Source organism: Nonomuraea bangladeshensis (assembly GCF_039529455.1).
Taxonomy (GTDB): Bacteria; Actinomycetota; Actinomycetes; order Streptosporangiales; family Streptosporangiaceae; genus Nonomuraea; species Nonomuraea bangladeshensis.
In genome coordinates, this window is record NZ_BAAAMV010000002.1 from 475,333 (window position 1) to 492,719 (window position 17,387).

Here is a 17,387-nt window from a genome sequence, read left to right on the forward strand (position 1 = left end):
AGGTCTGCAACGCCGTTTCCGGGGCATCTCGTACGTCTCCGAACCCCTCTGGAGGGATGATGAGCACGGCGGGACAAGAGGTACGCGGCGCGGCGCGGAGAGCGGCCCGCCACCCCGTCATGGACGTCGCGACGCGGATCGGCCTGGCCTGCCGCGGCGTGCTGTACGCGCTGGTCGGCGTGGTGGCGGTGCAGGTCGGCCTGGGCGAGCGGTCGAAGGAGGCCGACAAGGCGGGCGCCATCGAGGCGGTCGCCGAGCTGCCCTTCGGCGCGGGACTGCTGTGGATCATGATGGTCGGGTTCGTGGCGCTGGCGCTGTGGCAGATCTCGGAGGCGCTGTTCGGGGGCGGCGAGACGATCGAGCGGGCCGAGGCGGTCGCCAGGGTGGCGGTGTACGCGCTGGTCGTGGTCAGCCTGATCAGCGTGCTGACGAAGGGGAAGGCGTCGTCCGACGACGAGAAGTCCCGCGACATCACGGCGACGCTGCTCGGGCTGCCCGGCGGGCCGGTGATCGTGGGCGCGATCGGGCTCGGGCTGGTCGTGCTCGGCGGCTACTGGGTGCGCCAGGGGCTCGTCAAGGGGTTCAGGAAGGAGCTGGACCGGGCGGGCATGCCCGCGCCCGCCCGTACCGTCATGGACCACCTCGGCCTCGGCGGGTTCGTCGCGAGGGGCGCGGTCGCCGCGCTGGCCGGGATCCTCGTCTGCCGGGCGGCGGTCACCTTCGACCCGGACGAGGCGGGCGGCATCGACGCGGCGCTGCGCGAGTTCGCCGCCACGCCCGCCGGGCCGTGGCTGCTCGTGGTGGTGGCGCTGGGGCTGCTGCTGTTCGCGGCGTACTGCTTCGGCGAGGCGCGCTGGCGTCGCACGTGAGCCGGGTCAGCGCCGGCGGCGGGCCCGCTCGGCGAGCACCGCGCGGGCCGTGCCGGGGTCGTCGCAGAACGCGCCGTCGATCCCCGCGTCCAGCAGCTTGGCCAGCCAGCCCGTGACGTCGCCGATCGCCCGCGGGTGGGCGGGGCTCGCCGGGTCGCCCGCCCGGTGGTCGGCCGGGAGCTGGGAGTTCTCGCCGCGTACCGTCCACACGTGCACGTCGAGGCCGTGGCGGTGGGCGTCGGCGACGAGCGTCGTGGGCGGCAGCGTCCGGCCGTCGGCGTCGCGCGGCACCACGTGCCGGGTGTCGACGCCGATGCCGTCGGCGTACCCGGCGATCTCGCGCAGGCCGTCCGGCGTCACCAGGTCCTTCGAGGAACGGGGGTCGCCGGCGGCGACCCAGTCGTAGGGCGCGCCGTCGTACGCCACGAGCTGGATCAGCGGCAGCTCCGTCCTGGCGCGCAGCTCGCGCAGGTTCGCCGTCTCGAACGACTGGATGTAGGCCGCGCGCACCCGGTGCCGGCCGAGCACCTCCAGCAGCGGCTCCTCCAGCGGCAGCCCGATGGAGGCGAAGTACGACGGATGCTTGGTCTCCGGGTACACCCCGACGCCCGCCCGCAGCGCGAGCCGCACGACCTCCTCGAACGTCGGGATCTCCGCGAGCCCGTCGAACGCCGTGTTGCCCGGCCGCAGCTCCGGCACCCGCTCCTTGGCGCGCAGCGTCTTCAGCTCGGCCAGCGTGAAGTCCTCGGTGAACCAGCCGGTGACAGGCCGGCCGTCGATGGTCCTGGTGGTGCGCCGGTCGGCGAACTCGGGCCGCGCGGCCACGTCCGTCGTGCCGGAGATCTCGTTCTCGTGCCTGGCCACCAGCACGTGGTCCTTCGTGGCGACCAGGTCGGGCTCGATGTAGTCGGCGCCGAGGGCGATGGCGGTCTCGTACGACATGAGGGTGTGCTCGGGCCGGTGGGCGCTCGCGCCGCGGTGCCCGATCACGATGGGCGCTGTCTGGGTCACGAGGGCGACCGTACCGCCGCGCGGCGCGCACGGTGTCAGACGGGCAAGGGGATCTCGTCCGTGGCGCCGTCCGGCCAGGTGATCACGTCGTCCTTGACCACCGGCGGCTCGCCCCCCGAGCCGCCCTCGCCCAGCAGCAGCGCGGCGGTGTACCAGCGGCCGGGCTCGGCCGGGCCCGGGGTGGCGCACCACGGCACCAGCGTGCGTCCGGCGAGCGGCGTGGCCGCGACCGCCACACCTTGCTCCGTCAGCCCGGGGCCGCCGGCTACGCGGGTCGCGGGCCCGCCCTCGGGCGCGGGCCACCCCCCGAGACGCAGCCGCCCGCCCGGCTCGTCAGCCCGGGCGCCCGATGCGGAGGCCCGGGGGTCCGATGCGGAGGTCCGGGGGTCCGATGCGGAGGCCCGGGCGTCCGATGCGGACGTCCGGGCGTCCCGCTCGGCGGGGAGGCGGGCGAAGCGGACCTCCCAGGCGCCGCGCACCGCCGAGACGACCTCCACCTCCGGTCCGTCACGCAGCTCGCCGCCCGGCCGGCTGTACCCGTGGTCCGGGCCGGGGCCCTGCTCGCCCCAGCGGGCCCGCCACCGCGACGAGCCGACCAGCGTCCCTGACGGCAGCGCGGACACCGGCCCCGCCGCGAACCCCGTCCGGTGGGAGGCCCGCCCGTCCTCGTCCAGCACCGCCACCGACTGGTCGAGCGGATCGCCGGACAGCAGCGGGAAGGTGGCCGTGGAGTAGCCGAGCCGGGCGTAGAGCGGCGCGTCGGCGAGGCGCGCGCCCGGCCGCGCGTGGTCGGTGCCGTGGTTGACGACCCGGACGATCCCGTCCGCCCGCGTCCCGCTGACCAGCCAGCCGGGGGCCCGCACCACCCGCGTGAAGTCGCCGGTCTCGACCGGCAGCGGCTCCTCGACGGCCGTCCACACCGGATGCCCGGCCGGCAGCGACAGCCCCAGCAGGCCCTTCGCCGCCCAGTACGGCGAGCCGGGCCCCGAGTAGTCCTGCGCGATCCCGCGCCACGGCCCGTGCCAGCCGAGGGTGAGCACCCCGTCGCGGTCCGGCGCGCCGCGCTCGGCGAAGTGCCGCACGATGCCCGACGCGGCCCGGCGCAGCAGCCCGGGGGAGCCGACCCCGGCCCGCGCCCCCGCCCAGAACGGCGCCGCCGCGGCGAACCGGTAGGTCAGGCTGCGCCCCTGGACGAGCGGCGAGCCGTCGGCCCCCACCAGGTGCACGGCGTCGTCGAGGAAGCGCTCCAGCCGGGCCAGGTACGCGGGATCGGGGTCGCGGCCGGCCATCTCGCTCCACAGCAGCGGGTACAGGTGCAGCGCCCACCCGTTGTAGTGGTCGTAGGAGCGTTCGGGGCCGTCGGCGTACCAGCCGTCGGCGCGCTCGAACGTGCGGGCCAGGGCGAGCCCCGCCTCGATGTCCTCCTCCGCGTACGGCCCGCCCACGGAGGCCAGGAACTGCTCGGTGACGATCTGGAACCAGACCCAGTTGATCGGCGGGTAGGCGGCGCCGACCGCGGGGGCCAGCCAGTCCACCACCTGCTCACGCACCCGCGCCGGCAGCCGGTCCCACAGCCACGGCCGGGTCAGGTGCAGCACCAGCGCGACGGAGGCGGCCTCCACCTTGGCCTGGTCGTGCTCGTCCAGCCGGGGCCACCGCTCGGGCGAGGCCGGGTCCACGCCGGCGGCCAGGCCCTCGGCGTACCACTCCATGAGGCCGAGCGGGTCGCGCCCGTCCTCGCCGGCGACGCGGAAGCCGGCGGCGAGGAACGTGCGGGCGAAGCCCTCCAGGGCGTCGACGTCGGGGCCGTACCCGCCGGGCGGCCCGGGGAAGGCGACGCGCGCGTGCGCGGGGGAGGCGTGGGCGCGGGCGGCGAGGAGCAGGCGGTCGGCGAGGGCGGCCCAGTGCTCCCTGGTCCAGCCGGTGTAGGGGGAGATCACCCGTCCAGCAAACACGGGTATGCCGTTCGTCGACAAGAATTGACCGCTCGCCGTAAAGATTCGCCGCGTCCGCAATACCGCATACAGTATGTTGCGCGTGGCAGGATTCCTCAGCCGGTCCCGGACCGTCGCCGACCCCTCCTGGAGCCGCTGGCTCGTGCCGCCCGCGGCGCTCTCGGTGCACCTCGCCATCGGCCAGGCGTACGCGTGGAGCGTGTTCAAACCCCCGCTGGAGTCCGCGCTCGGGCTCTCCGGCACGCAGAGCGCGCTGCCGTTCCAGCTCGGCATCGTCATGCTCGGCCTCTCGGCCGCCTTCGGCGGCACGCTGGTGGAGCGCAACGGGCCGCGCTGGGCCATGTTCGTCTCGATGACCTGCTTCTCCTCCGGCTTCCTGCTGTCCGCGCTGGGCGTGGCCACCCGGCAGTACTGGCTGGTGGTGCTCGGCTACGGCGTCGTCGGCGGGATCGGGCTCGGCATCGGCTACATCTCCCCGGTCTCCACGCTGATCAAGTGGTTCCCGGACCGGCCCGGCATGGCGACCGGCATCGCGATCATGGGGTTCGGCGGGGGAGCGCTCATCGCCTCGCCGTGGTCGGCGCAGATGCTCGGCGCGTTCGGCGCGGACACCGGCGGGATCGCGCTGACGTTCCTCGTCCACGGCGTGGCCTACGCGGCGTTCATGACCATGGGCGTGCTGCTGGTCCGCGTGCCGCCCGAGGGCTGGCACCCGCGCGGCTGGACCCCGCCCGCCGCGGGCCGCCGCCCGCTGGTCACCGACGCCGACGTCTCGGCCCGCAACGCCATCCGCACCCCGCAGTTCTTCTGCCTGTGGGTGGTGCTGTGCTGCAACGTCACCGCGGGCATCGGCATCCTGGAGAAGGCCGCGCCGATGATCACCGACTTCTTCGCGGGCACGCCCGCCGCCGTCGCGGCCGGGGCGGCGGCCGGGTTCGTGGCGCTGCTGTCACTGGCGAACATGACCGGCCGCTTCGTCTGGTCCTCCACCTCCGACCTCATCGGGCGCAAGAACGTCTACCGCGTCTACCTGGGCGCGGGGGCGCTGCTGTACCTGGTCATCGCGCTGGCGGGCGCCTCGTCCAAGCCGGTGTTCATCGTGTGCGCGCTCGGCATCCTGTCCTTCTACGGCGGCGGCTTCGCGACCGTACCCGCGTACCTGAAGGACCTGTTCGGCACCTACCAGGTGGGCGCCATCCACGGCCGGCTGCTCACGGCCTGGTCCACGGCGGGCGTGCTGGGGCCGCTCATCGTCAACGCGGTCGCCGACGCCGGCGAGGCCGCCGGCCGCTCAGGCCCCGCCCTCTACACCACCTCGCTGTACGTCATGATCGGCCTGCTCGCGGTCGGCTTCCTCGCCAACGAGCTGATCCGGCCCGTGGCGGACAAGTACCACGAGCACCCGTCCCGGGGGACGGTCACGCAGGAGAAGGGACAGACCGTATGAGCAGGCGCACGGCGCTCATGGCGGTGGCGTGGGCCTGGGTCGGCCTGCCCTTCGCCTACGGCATCTACAACCTGCTGCTCAAGCTCGCCCAGCTCTTCGCCTGAGCGGTCAGCGGCACTGCCGGGCCGCCGCGAACAGCTGGGCCTCGCCGCCGGGGCGGGCGACGAGCTGCAGGCCGACCGGCAGCCCGTCCACGAGCCCGGCCGGGACGGTCAGCGCCGGACGGCCGAGCACGTTCCACGGGCTGGTCATGGCCAGCAGCGCCGCGCGCACCTGGACCGGCTCGCCGCCGAGCTCGGCCTCCCGCGCGCCGATCGGCGGGGCGAGGATCGGGACGGTCGGCGTCGCCAGCACGTCGTACGGGCCGAACAGGGCCTCGGCGTGCTCCTCCAGCTCCCGCCGGGCCTCCAGGGCCCGGACGTAGCGCCAGGCGGGCAGCTCGGCGGCCACCCGGAGGCGGTCGAGCACCTCCGGGTCGAACAGGCCGGGCGCCGAGGCCAGCCGGCCGGCGTGCACGGCCGCCGTCTCGCCGCTCTGGACCGCCAGGTACGTCTCACGGAACAGCTCCAGGACCTCCGGCGCCATCCGCGCCTCGCCCGCGACCGGCCCCGCGGCGGCCCGCGCGGCCTCGGCGACCCGCGGATCGGTCGGGAAGAGACTGTCCGGCTCCAGCCACCCCACCCGGACCTCGCCCACCGTCTCCGGGAGCCCGGAAGCGGTCAGGGCTTCGTGGGCGAGCCGGCAGCAGGACGCGGTGGCGGCGAGGACGCCGACGTGGTCGAGCGTGCGCGAGAGCGGGAAGACGCCGTCCGCCGGGATCGCGTCGTAGGCGGGCTTGAACCCGGCCGCCCCGCACAGGGCGGCGGGGATGCGGACCGAGCCGCCGGTGTCGGTGCCGAGCGCCAGCGGGACCAGCCCCGCCGCCACGGCCGCGCCGCTGCCCGCGCTGGAGCCGCCCGTCATGCGGGACGGGTCCCACGGGTTGCGGGCGGGCCCGCCGGCGGAGCGGTCGCCGGTCGGCCCGTACGCGAACTCGTGGGTGGTGGTCGTGCCCACGACGACCGCCCCGGCCCGCCGCAGCAGGGCCACGCAGGCCGCGTCCTCGTCCGCCACATGGCCGGCGAAGTGCCGCGACCCCATCGTCACCCGCATCCCGGCGATCATGATGAGGTCCTTCACGCCCGCCGGGATGCCGTGCAGCGGCCCCCGGTCGATCCCGGCCGCCAGCTCCTCGTCGGCCCGCCGGGCCGCCTTCGCCGCCCCGGCGGCGTCCACGGTGACGAAGGCGTTGAGCTCGGAGCCGGCGATCGCGTCGAGCGCGAGCGCGGTCAGCTCGGCGGCGGTGGTGCGCCCGGAGCGCAGGTCGCGCCCCAGGCCGTCGAGGGTGCGTCCGGTGAACGGGCCGGGAAGGGGGATCGTCATGGTGCCATTGTCGTACGACCAGGTCAGCGGCCCAGCCGGTGGGCGAGGCGGTCCAGCGAGGTGTTGATGGCGATGAAGATCGCCGCGATGAGGATCGCGGCCGGGATGACGTTGGAGAAGTTCGCGGCGATGCCGTTCAGCCCACGGTCCACCAGCTCGTCGTAGCCGACGATGAGCCCGAGCGCCGAGTCCTTCAGCAGCACGATGAACTGGCTGACCAGCGCGGGCAGCATCACCCGCACGCCCTGCGGCAGCAGCACCAGGCGCATGACCTGGTTCTTGCGCATGCCGACCGCGTACGCCGCCTCCCGCTGCCCCTTCGGCAGGCTCAGCACCCCGGCCCGGATGATCTCCGCGATCACCGACCCGTTGTAGAGCGTGAGCCCGAAGACCACCGCGGCGAACGCCGAGATGTTCACCCCGATGACCATGTACGAGCCGAAGAACGCGAAGAAGATCAGCAGCAGCAGCGGCACCGATCTGAAGAACTCCACCACCGCGGCCGCAGGCACCCGGATCCAGGCGTGCTCCGACATCCTCGCCACCGCGAAGACCAGCCCGAACAGCCCGGCCAGCAGCACCCCGGCGACGGCCGCGCCGAGCGTCCCGGCCAGGCCGGGCAGGATGAAGGTGGCCCACACGTCGCCGCGCAGCAGCGGCAGCCACTTGTCGGCGGCCCACTGGTCCTTCTCGTCGAAGCGCACGTACACGACGTAGGCGAGGGCGAGCAGGACGAGCGTGACCGTCCCGGCCAGGACGCGGTTGCGGCGCACGCCGCGCGGGCCGGGAGGCTCGTAGAGGTTGGCGTAGCTCATCGGGCCACCGCCATCCGCCGCGACAGCCAGCCGAACAGCAGGCCCATCGGCAGGCACAGCAGCACGAACCCGGCGGCGAAGCCGAGGAAGATCTCGATCACCTGGTCCCCGTACGTCTCGATCATCTCCCGCATCCGCACCGACGCCTCGCTCACGCCCACCACCAGGGCGATCGTGGTGTTCTTGGTCAGCGCGATGAGGATGCTGCCGAGCGGCGCCACCACCGCGCGGAACGCCTGCGGCAGCGTGATCAGCCGGAGCGTCTTGACGAACCCGAGCCCGAGCGAGCGGGCCGCCTCGGCCTGCCCGACGGGCACCGTGTTCAGCCCGGAGCGCAGCGCCTCGCACACGAACGCCGAGGTGTAGGCGGTCAGCCCGATGCAGGCGAGCCAGAAGTTGTTGGTCGCGATGTCGTCGGACAGCTCCACGCCCAGGTTCGCGCCGACGCCGAGGCCGGTGAACAGCAGCACCAGCGTGAGCGGGGTGTTGCGGGCCACCGACACGTACGTGCCCGCCGCCGCCCGCAGCGCGGCGAGCGGCGCGACCCGCATGGCGGTCAGCAGCGTCCCCAGCACGAGGGAGCCGAGCGCGCTGACCGCCGTCAGCCTGATCGTCATCCAGAACGCGGCGAGGATCGTCCCGCCTTCGGTCAGCAGGGCTTCCATACGATCAGTACCGCTCCAGCTGCGGCGCCTGCGGGAGGGCGAAGCCGGAGGCGCCGACGCTGGCCTGCAGCGCCTTGGTCCAGCTCCCGTCGGCGAACATCTTCTCCAGCGCGTCGTTGACCGCCTTGCGGCCGGCCGTGTCGTCCTTCTTCAGCCCGATGCCGTACTTCTCGGTGCTGAACGGCTTGCCGACCACCTTGAGCTTGCCGTTGTGCTGCGCCGCGTAGCCGGCCAGGATGACGTTGTCGGTGGTGATGGCGTCGAGCTGGCCGCCGAGCACCCGGTCCACGCACGCCGAGTACGTCCGCTCCTCCTGGAGCTGCACCTCCTTGGCGTACTCCGCCTTGACCTTCTGGGCGGGGGTGGAGCCGGCGACCGAGCACAGCTTCTTGCCGTTCAGCGTCTCCGGCCCGGTCAGCGAGGAGTCGTCGGCCCGGACCAGCAGGTCCTGCCCGGCCACGAAGTACGGCCCGGCGAAGGACACCTTCTGCTTGCGGGCGTCGGTGATCGAGTACGTCGCCACGACCAGGTCCACCTGGCCCTGCTCGATGAACGCCTCCCGGTTGGCCGACACCGTCTCCTTGAAGGTGATGCCGTCGGGCTCGACGCCGAGCTGCTTGGCGACGTACTTGGCGACCTCGACGTCGAAGCCGGTGAACGCGCCGTCGGGGGTGCGCAGGCCCAGCCCCGGCTGGTCCGCCTTGACCCCGATGACGAGCTTCTTCTCGTTCTTCGCCTTGTCCACCACGGAGTCGTAGCTGTCCTGACCGCCGCCGCAGGCGGTCGCGAGGGCCATGACGGCGAACACCGCGTAGAGGGACCTTCCGAACATGACGTGCGCTCCTTTAGTGCGTGAGGATCTTGGCGAGGAAGGACTGGGCGCGCTCGCTGCCGGGCGCCGTGAAGAATCCGTCAGGGGTGTCCTGCTCGACGATCTCGCCGTCGGCCATGAAGACCACCCGGTCGGCGGCCCGCCGGGCGAAGCCCATCTCGTGGGTGACGACGACCATGGTCATGCCGTCGCGGGCGAGCGCCGTCATGACCTCCAGGACCTCGTTGACCATCTCGGGGTCGAGCGCCGAGGTGGGCTCGTCGAAGAGGATCACCTTCGGGTCCATGGCCAGGGCCCGGGCGATCGCCACCCGCTGCTGCTGGCCGCCGGAGAGCTGGGCGGGGTACTTGGCGGCCTGGGCGCCGATCCCCACCCGGTCGAGCAGTTCGCGGGCCTTGCGCTCGGCGGCGTCCTTCGGCCTCTTCAGCACGTGCACCTGGCCCAGGACGACGTTGTCCAGGACCGTCTTGTGCGCGAAGAGGTTGAAGGACTGGAAGACCATGCCGACCTCGGCCCGCAGCCGCGCCAGGGCCTTGCCCTCGGCCGGCAGCGGAGTGCCGTCCACGCTGATCGTGCCCGAGTCGATGGTCTCCAGCCGGTTGATGGCGCGGCACAGGGTGGACTTGCCCGCCCCGGACGGGCCGATGATCACCACGACCTCGCCCTTGGAGACCGTCAGATCGACGTCCCTCAGCACGTGGTGGTCGCCGAAGCGTTTGTTGACCCGGTCCAGGACGATCAGGGCCTCCTGTGTCATGCGTCACGCTCCTTGTCTCGGTCCGCGATGGCGTAACCGTAGGAGCCGCGTGTTGCCAGGAAGGGCTTGTGATCGTTCTGCTCAGGAATCGGGCCGGGTCGTGATCTAGCGGGCCGACGGCTTGGAGCTCTCCGAGGTGGCCCCGGACACGCCGATCGTGTCCCGGTAGGCGCGCTCCCACTCGCCGCCGGCCAGCCAGCGGGCGATCAGGCCGTTGAGGTAGTCGCGGAAGGCCAGGTCGTCCTTGCGGACGCCGATCCCGTACGGCTCGCGCCCGAACGGCTTGCCGACCAGCCGCAGCGCGTCGGGATGCTGCGCCTGGAGGCCGAGCAGGATCGTGTCGTCGGTGCTGAGCGCGTCCACGCGGCCGGACAGCAGGGCCGGCACGCACACGCTGTAGGTGTCGACGATCTCCAGCCGGGCCCCGGACACCTCGGCACGCAGCCGGTCCGCGGAGGTGGAGCCGATCGCCGTGCAGACGGTCCTGCCGTCGAGGTCGGCCACGCCGCGGATGCGGGTGTCGGCCGCCCGGACGAGCAGGTCCTGGCCCGCGTAGTAGTACGGGTCGGTGAAGGTCACCAGGCGGGCGCGGGCCGGGGTGATCGAGTAGGTGGCGACGACCAGGTCCACGATGCCCTGGGAGATGAAGTTCTCCCGTTCGCGCGTGACGGTCTCGACGAAGCGGATGTTGCGCTCGCTGCCGGTGAGGTCGCGGGCCACCAGCCGGGCGATCTCGGCGTCGAAGCCGATGATCCGCCCGGTGGCGGGGTCCTTGTAGCCGAACATGGGCTGGTCGAACTTGATGCCGACGACGAGGACGCCGCGGTCCCTGATGCGGGCCATGGTCGAGCCCTCGGGGAACGGGTCGGCCTGCCCGCAGCCCGCCGGCACCAGGCACAGCACGAGGCACAGCAGCGCGGCGAGCGCATTCCTCGAACTGGTCATCTGGCCCGTCATCTAGCGCGGTAACGGTGCTGGGGCCGGCCGGTGGGACCGTACCTCGGCCTGGTCTCCACCAGGCCCCGGTCGACCAGGTGCTCCAGGTAGCGGCGGGCAGTGGCGCGGCTGACGCCGATGCTGGCGGCCAGCTCGTGCGCGGAGACATCCTCCGCGACCTCGGCCAGCGCGTCCAGCACGGCCTGCTCGGTGGCCGCGGAGATGCTCTTCGGGCGGAACGGCTGGTCGGTGTGGAGCGAGCGGAAGATGCGGTCGATCTCCTGCTGCTCGGCGAAGCGGCCGCTCGCCTCCAGTTGCTCGGCCGTGGCCGCGTAGCGCAGCAGCGTCTGCTCCAGGGTGCCGGTGCGGGTGGGCTTGACCAGGTAGTACAGGGCGCCGCGCTGGATGGCGGCGCGCACGGTCGCCGACTCCTTGCGGCCGGAGATGACGATCACGTCCGCGGGCGGCTGCTCGGGGCGTCTCAGCCGGTGCGCCACCTCCAGCCCGGGGAGGTCGGGCAGGTGCAGGTCGAGCAGGATCAGGCGTGGCGCGAAACGGGCGGCGGCGGCGAGCGCCGCGTGGCCGCTGTGGGCGATCCCCACGACCCTGAACCCGAGCACCCGGTTGACCTGCGCCTGCAAGGCGGCCGTCACGACCGGGTCGTCGTCCACGATGAGTACGGTGATGTCCCTGGACTGAGGCACCGCACGCTCCTCGCTCCATCTGACAGAGGTTCAGTGCAGCTTAGGTGGCTTTTGCTAATAAAGATCGACTTTAGCGCATTCTGCTCAAGTTGATCCTCCCACCGGCGGCTGATCCCTCCTAGTCTGGAGCCGGGTGATCGGGAGGAGACGGACGCCGGTGAGATGGCTGCTCGCGGTGACGGCCCTGTGGACACTGCTCGGCCTGCTGCCCTTGGCGCTGCTGACCTCCTCCAGCATCAGCCTCTCCGAGCAGGCGATGAGCAACGAGGTCAGCGACCGGGTCAAGACCACCGCCTCGGTGAGCCGGGTCGTCGTCGAGCAGCAGATGGGCTCGCTCAAGCAGCTCGTCGTCGCCTTCGCCGAGCAGCCCCGCGTCCGCGAGGCCGTCAAGCACACCGGCGCCGAGACCCTGCGCGGCTACCTCGCCGAGCTCAAACGCACCCGCGACGACGGCGTCAGCGGCCTCATCCTCACCTCGCCCGAGGGCGAGATGCTGGGCGCCGAGCCGCCGAGCGCGCTGCCCCAGGACATCGGCAACTCCGACTGGTACCGCGCGGTGCGCGACCGCCGGCAGGCGCACGTCTCGCAGGCGTACACGCCGACCATGCGGGACGTCTCCCGCGCCGTCGCCGTCGCCGCGCCCATCCCCAGCGCCGACGGCGAGCGCATGCTCGGCATCCTCACCGTCGTCTACAGCCTGGACGCCATCCAGCGCTTCGCCGAGGAGGCCGCCGAGGCCCAGAACATCCGGCTGCTCATCACCGACCGGGCCGGCGTGCTCGTCGCCGACCCCGGCAGGAAGCTGTACGCCCTCACCTCGCTGCGCGAGGACCCGCGCGTGGACGCGGCGCTGGCCGGCCGCACCTGGAACGGCAGCTTCCGCGGCATCGACGGCACCGTCCTGTCGGCCTCCGAGCCCATCCCCAGCATCGGCTGGACGGTGACCGCCGAGGTGTCGGCGTCCGAGGCGCTGGCCAGCGCCGAGCAGCTGCGCGGCACCGTCGTCACCGTCGCCGGCCTGCTCGCCCTGCTCATCCTCATCGGACTCGGCATCCAGATCCACTCCACCCGCGGCCGCCGCCGCGCCCAGGCCACGCTCGCCCGCTACGCCGCCGAGCTGGCCGCCGCCAGGGACGAGGCGGTCAGCGCCTCCAGCGCCAAGTCCGAGTTCCTGGCCAAGATCAGCCACGAGATCCGCACCCCGATCAACGGCGTGCTCGGCATGAACTCCCTGCTCATGGGCACCCGCCTGGACGAGGAGCAGCGCCACTACGCCACCACCGCCCAGGAGTCCGCGCAGAACGTGCTGCGCCTGCTCGACGACTTCCTCGACCTGTCCAGGATCGAGGCCGGGCACCTCCAGGTGGAGGAGGCCCCGTTCGACCTGCCACGCCTGTGCGACGAGGTGGTGGCGCCGCTCGCGCCGCTCGCCTACGAGCAGGGGCTCTGGCTGACGCTCCGCCTCGACGAGAACGTGCCCCGCCAGGTCGCCGGCGACCCCGCGCGGCTGCGGCAGATCCTGGTCAACCTGGTCGGCAACGCGCTGAAGTTCACCGTCCAGGGCGGCGTGGACCTGCACGTCTCCCTGGAGGAGGGCGAGCCGGGCGAGCCGCGGGTGACGCTGCGCTTCGCCGTCTCCGACACCGGCGTCGGCGTCCCGCCGGACGACCGCGAGCGGGTCTTCGGCGTCTTCCGCCAGGTCGACTCGCCCATCACCCGCCGCACCGGCGGCAGCGGCCTCGGCCTCGCCATCGCCAGGCAGCTCACCGAGCTGATGGGCGGCGAGATCGGGCTCGACAGCGTGGAGGGCGTCGGCAGCCGGTTCTGGGTGCGGCTGCCGATGGACGTGCTCACCTGGTCGGAGCCGGGAGCCGGGGCGCTGCAGGGGCGGCGGGCCCTCGTCGCCGACGCCCGCCCCGAGGACCGGGCGCTCGCCGGGCGCTACCTGTCCGAGGCCGGGCTCGCCGTCCAGGAGACCAGGGACGCCCGCTCGGCGCTGGTGCAGCTGCGCACCGCGGCGGCCGGCGGCGGGCCGTACGAGCTGGCCGTCGTCGCCCTCGACCTCGGCGCCGAAGGGAGCGGCTCGCTCGCGCACGCCATCCTCAGCGACCCGCTGCTCCAGAGCACCAGCGTGGTCGTGGTCGTCACGCCCGGCCGGGCGCGCTTCGCCTGGCCCGCCGCCGCCGGCGAACGGGCCGTGCAGTCGATCACCCGGCCGCTCAGCCGCCGCCGCCTGCTCGCCGCCGTCGAGAACGCCCTCGGCGTCGCGGAAGGCTGCCCCGGGGAGCCGCGCGAGCTCGTCCAGGACCCGGCGGCGGAGCCCGGCGGCGTACGCATCCTGGTCGCCGAGGACGACGAGGTCAGCCGCCAGGTCGCCATGCTCGTCCTGCGCCAGGCCGGGCACGAGGTGGACACCGTGGACGACGGCGCGCAGGCCGTGCGGGCCGTCCTGACCGGCGGGTACGACCTGGTGTTCATGGACTGCCAGCTCCCCGTGCTCGACGGCCTCGCCGCCACCGCCGAGATCCGGCGGCGCGAGGAGGCGCGCACCCCCATCATCGCCATGACCGCCGCCGCCATGCCGGACGACCGCGTCCGCTGCCTGGAGGCCGGCATGGACGACCACCTGGCCAAACCGGTGGACTGGCCCCGGGTGCTGGCCAGAGTCCCCGAATGGGCCGCCTACGGCAGCCTGCCGCCGGAGCTGGCCGGGCTGTCGCCCGAGGCGGTCGCGGACGTGGCGCAGGCGTACCTCGCGACCGCGCGGCGCACCTTCGAGGACCTGCGCGCCGCCGCCGACGCCGGCGACCACGCGCGGCTGGAGGCACTGGCGCACCGGCTCAAGGGGAGCTGCGCCACCGTGGGCGCCACCCGTGAGGCCGAGCTGTGCCGGCGGGTCGAGGACCTGGCGCGGGCCGGCGCGGTCGAGCGGGAGGCCGTCGAGGAGCTGGACGAGCTGCTCAAGGAGACGCCCCAGTGGATGCTCGGCTGAGCGGCGTCAGTTGCCGCAGCCGTCGCAGCAGTCACAACACTTGCAGCAGTTGCCCACCTCGCAGCAGCTCCCGTCGCCGAAGTAGCAGCGGTCCTCGCACGGGCGGCCGGCCCGCCTGCTCCAGCGCGGACGCCAGATCCCGCAGGTGAGGAACGTCGCGACGCCCGCCGCCGACTTCCTGATCCAGCCGGGCCGCTCGTAGGAGGCGGTCTCGGCGAAGGCGCGGTCCACGGCTCGCCGCACCTCGGTGACCAGCAGCGCGTCCACCAGGTGCCGGTCCTCGAACGCGGCCTCGCGCAGCGCCAGCTCCAGCCCGTGGGCCGCGTCCTCGCACAGCCGCCGCGCCTCCCGCTCCGGCGTGCCGGTGACGGTCAGCGGGTTGAACGCGCCGCGCGCCTCGTCCTCCGCGCGGTCCTCGACCGCGTCCAGCAGGTGCGCGAGGCGGCCGAAGAAACGGCCCGCCTCGGCCAGCGCGGCCGCGTTGCCCGGCCGCCCGGCCAGCTCCGCGGTGTACGCGAACGCCGCCGCCACCGCCTCCTCCGTCGGCGCGGTCAGCGTGAGGACGCCCGTCGAGGGCCCGGCGGAGCGTTCCACGTCGAGCTGGCGGTCCACGGTGGCGGTCAGCGCGGCGGCGTCGAAGCCCACCCCTGCCGCCAGCCTGGCCCCGCCCTCCTGCCAGCGGGCCGCCAGCCTCCGCCGGGCCGCCACCGTGCCGAACGCGGCCTCGCCGTCGGCCACGTGGTCGCGCAGCTTGCCCGCGGCCAGCACCAGCGAGACCGCCGCCGCCAGCCGGGCGCCGCCCGCCCGCGCGTCCACCACCTCGGCCGGGCGGAACCCGCGCAGCGCGCACGGCCCCGCCGTCCGGCGCGGCGCCGTACCGGACGGGAGCTGGGCCTCGGCCAGGACGGACACGACCAGCGTGTCGTAGTTGGTGGCCAGCCGCGCGCCGTGACCCTCCCCGTCACGTAACGTCAGGCACAACCCGCACAGGTGCGCCCGCCACGCCTGCATCAAGGACGGGCAGCCGTGCGCCGCGCACGGGCGGAGAATTCCGAACACAAGACCTCACTCAGGGGATGACGATTCCGGCTGGCGCGCATCGTAGGGCCTGCCACCGCTCCCCGACATCCCCACCATGGGGGTTTACCGCCATCGAAGTCGGCGGTCCGCCACCATGGCCGCGGCCCCGCCGCCCGCCTAGCGTGGGGCGGCGTGATCAGACTGACGGGACTGAGCAAACGGTACGGCGACCGCCTCGCCCTCGACGACCTGACCCTCGACGTGCGGCCCGGCGCGGTGACCGGCTTCCTCGGGCCGAACGGCGCGGGCAAGTCGACCACCATGCGGCTGATCCTGGGCCTCGACCGGCCCACGGCGGGCGCCGCGCTCATCGGCGGCGTCCCGTACCGGCGGATCAGGAACCCCCTCCGCACCGTCGGCGCGCTGCTGGACGCGCGGGCCCTGCACCCGGCCCGCTCCGGCCACGCCCACCTGGTGGCGCTGGCGCGCAGCAACGGCATCCCGCGCGGGCGGGTCGGCGAGGTGCTGGAGGCCGTCGGCCTGGAAGGCGCGGCCCACCGCAGGGCCGGTGCGCTGTCGCTGGGCATGAGCCAGCGGCTCGGCATCGCGGCGGCGCTGCTCGGCGACCCCGGGGTGCTGCTGTTCGACGAGCCCGTCAACGGCCTCGACCCGGACGGGGTGCGGTGGGTGCGCGGGCTCATGCGCTCGCTCGCCGCCGAGGGCCGCACGGTGTTCGTCTCCAGCCACCTCATGAGCGAGATGCAGCTCACCGCCGACCACCTGGTGGTGATCGGCAAGGGCCGGCTCATCGCCGACGCGCCGCTCGCGGAGGTCATCGCGGGCAGCTCGCTGACGGCCGTGGTCGTCCGCACCCCGCACGCGAGAGAGCTGGCCGCCCGGCTGCGCGCCGCCGGGGTCGAGGTGACCAGGACGGGCGAGAACGAGCTGGTCGCGACCGGCGCGCCCGTCGAACGCGTCGGCGACCTGGCGCACGAGGCCGGCGTCAGGCTGCACGGGCTGCGGGTCAGGGAGGCGTCACTGGAGCAGGCCTACCACGAGCTGACCGAGGGCGACGTCGAGTACGGCGCGGGAAGGAGAGGCGCATGAGCGCGACGACGGAACGGGACGCCGGGGGCGTGCGCGTCCTCTGGCAGGCGGCCGGCGCCGAATGGGCGAAGCTGTGGTCGGTGCGGTCCACGTGGTGGTGCCTGGCGGCGGCGTTCGCCCTCATGGTGCTGGCCGCCGTGACCCTCGGCGGCGCGTTCGCCACCGAGGCGCTGCGCTCGGACGGGCCGGCCGCGGCGCCCGTGCCGGCCAGTGAGGCGGCCGTGTCGGCGACGTCGTTCGCCCAGTTCGCCCTGGTGGCGCTGGCCATGCTGACGATCACCGCCGAGTACGCCTCCGGCTCGATCCGGGTCACCCTCCAGGCCGTCCCCGTGCGCGGGGTGATGCTGGCCGCCAAGGCGCTGGTGCTCGCGCCCGTGATGGCCGCCACCGGCGTGCTGTCGGGCGCGGCGGCCACCGCGGCCGTGTACGCGCTGCTGTCGCTCGACGTGTTCGGCGGCCTGGTCGTGCTGCCGGCCGGCGAACTCGTGCGTGACCTGGCCGGCATCGGGGTGTACTTCGCGCTGATCGCGGTGCTCACCCTCGGCGCCGGGGCGGCCCTGCGCAGCGCGGCCGGGACGCTGACCGTCGTGTTCATGCTGCTCATGGGGCTGCCGCTGCTGCTCATGATGACCGGCAGCGGGCCGGCGGTGGCGATGTCGCTGCGGATGCCGCTGTTCGCGGGGCTGGCGTTCATGGGCAGCACGGACAACATGACCGGGGGGCCGATCCCGTACTCGTCGGGGGAGGGCCTGGCCTGGCTCCTGGCCTGGACGGCGGCGGTCCTCGCGGCCGGCCACGCGGTCCTGCGCCGCCGTGACGCCTAGACTGCGCCGGGGCCGTACCCGTGAAGCGAGG

The 17,387-nt window shown here is 73.8% G+C and carries 16 protein-coding genes; 6 read left to right on the top strand and 10 right to left on the bottom strand.

Annotation, left to right across the window (positions count from 1 at the left end; all coding sequences use genetic code 11):
* Positions 1-56 precede the first annotated feature (56 nt).
* The gene (locus ABD292_RS06295) at positions 57-869 is read left to right on the top strand and encodes a DUF1206 domain-containing protein (protein WP_344205939.1); all 813 of its coding nucleotides are present in this window, start codon (positions 57-59) and stop codon (positions 867-869) included.
* 6 nt (positions 870-875) lie between these two features.
* On the opposite strand, the gene ABD292_RS06300 is transcribed toward ABD292_RS06295, so the two are convergent.
* Positions 876-1,880, bottom strand: coding sequence for a glycerophosphodiester phosphodiesterase (locus ABD292_RS06300; RefSeq protein ID WP_344205941.1), 1,005 nt, complete (start codon positions 1,878-1,880; stop codon positions 876-878).
* Between the two features lie 35 nt (positions 1,881-1,915).
* Positions 1,916-3,820: a DUF2264 domain-containing protein gene (locus ABD292_RS06305; protein ID WP_344205942.1), complete on the bottom strand. Its 1,905-nt coding sequence runs from the start codon at positions 3,818-3,820 to the stop codon at positions 1,916-1,918.
* 88 nt (positions 3,821-3,908) lie between these two features.
* On the opposite strand from ABD292_RS06305, the gene ABD292_RS06310 reads away from it, so the two are divergent.
* Positions 3,909-5,282: an L-lactate MFS transporter gene (locus ABD292_RS06310; protein ID WP_344205943.1), complete on the top strand. Its 1,374-nt coding sequence runs from the start codon at positions 3,909-3,911 to the stop codon at positions 5,280-5,282.
* Positions 5,279-5,386: an MFS transporter small subunit gene (locus ABD292_RS48895; protein WP_423447553.1), complete on the top strand. Its 108-nt coding sequence runs from the start codon at positions 5,279-5,281 to the stop codon at positions 5,384-5,386. Before ABD292_RS06310 ends, ABD292_RS48895 begins: the two co-directional genes overlap by 4 nt.
* 4 nt (positions 5,387-5,390) lie before the next feature.
* On the opposite strand, the gene ABD292_RS06315 is transcribed toward ABD292_RS48895, so the two are convergent.
* The 7 genes from ABD292_RS06315 to ABD292_RS06345 all read right to left on the bottom strand — a co-directional run bounded on the left by ABD292_RS06315 (position 5,391) and on the right by ABD292_RS06345 (position 11,413).
* Positions 5,391-6,704, bottom strand: coding sequence for an amidase (locus ABD292_RS06315; protein ID WP_344205944.1), 1,314 nt, complete (start codon positions 6,702-6,704; stop codon positions 5,391-5,393).
* Between the two features lie 23 nt (positions 6,705-6,727).
* A complete protein-coding gene (locus ABD292_RS06320; protein ID WP_344205945.1) occupies positions 6,728-7,519 on the bottom strand; it encodes an amino acid ABC transporter permease in 792 nt (263 codons plus the stop codon).
* Positions 7,516-8,184, bottom strand: a complete 669-nt coding sequence (locus tag ABD292_RS06325) for an amino acid ABC transporter permease (RefSeq protein ID WP_344205946.1) — start codon at positions 8,182-8,184, stop codon at positions 7,516-7,518. Before ABD292_RS06325 ends, ABD292_RS06320 begins: the two co-directional genes overlap by 4 nt.
* Positions 8,185-8,188: 4 nt before the next feature.
* Positions 8,189-9,016, bottom strand: a complete 828-nt coding sequence (locus ABD292_RS06330) for a glutamate ABC transporter substrate-binding protein (RefSeq protein WP_344205947.1) — start codon at positions 9,014-9,016, stop codon at positions 8,189-8,191.
* Positions 9,017-9,029: 13 nt separating this feature from the next.
* Complete coding sequence (locus ABD292_RS06335; protein ID WP_344205948.1) at positions 9,030-9,773, bottom strand: amino acid ABC transporter ATP-binding protein; 744 nt, start codon at positions 9,771-9,773, stop codon at positions 9,030-9,032.
* A gap of 105 nt (positions 9,774-9,878) precedes the next feature.
* On the bottom strand, positions 9,879-10,718 hold the full coding sequence (locus tag ABD292_RS06340; protein WP_344205949.1) for a glutamate ABC transporter substrate-binding protein: 840 nt from the start codon (positions 10,716-10,718) through the stop codon (positions 9,879-9,881).
* 8 nt (positions 10,719-10,726) lie between these two features.
* On the bottom strand, positions 10,727-11,413 hold the full coding sequence (locus ABD292_RS06345; RefSeq protein WP_344205950.1) for a response regulator: 687 nt from the start codon (positions 11,411-11,413) through the stop codon (positions 10,727-10,729).
* Positions 11,414-11,570: 157 nt separating this feature from the next.
* Between ABD292_RS06345 and ABD292_RS06350 the strand changes: the two genes are divergently transcribed.
* The gene (locus tag ABD292_RS06350; RefSeq protein WP_344205952.1) at positions 11,571-14,405 is read left to right on the top strand and encodes a hybrid sensor histidine kinase/response regulator; all 2,835 of its coding nucleotides are present in this window, start codon (positions 11,571-11,573) and stop codon (positions 14,403-14,405) included.
* Positions 14,406-14,411: 6 nt separating this feature from the next.
* Here ABD292_RS06350 and ABD292_RS06355 read toward each other — a convergent pair whose 3' ends face one another.
* A complete protein-coding gene (locus tag ABD292_RS06355) occupies positions 14,412-15,464 on the bottom strand; it encodes a DUF5685 family protein (protein WP_344205953.1) in 1,053 nt (350 codons plus the stop codon).
* A 153-nt stretch (positions 15,465-15,617) separates the two neighbouring features.
* Between ABD292_RS06355 and ABD292_RS06360 the strand changes: the two genes are divergently transcribed.
* Positions 15,618-16,532: an ATP-binding cassette domain-containing protein gene (locus ABD292_RS06360; RefSeq protein ID WP_344205955.1), complete on the top strand. Its 915-nt coding sequence runs from the start codon at positions 15,618-15,620 to the stop codon at positions 16,530-16,532.
* A complete protein-coding gene (locus ABD292_RS06365) occupies positions 16,529-17,356 on the top strand; it encodes an ABC transporter permease (RefSeq protein ID WP_344205956.1) in 828 nt (275 codons plus the stop codon). Before ABD292_RS06360 ends, ABD292_RS06365 begins: the two co-directional genes overlap by 4 nt.
* The last annotated feature ends 31 nt before the right edge of the window (positions 17,357-17,387 follow it).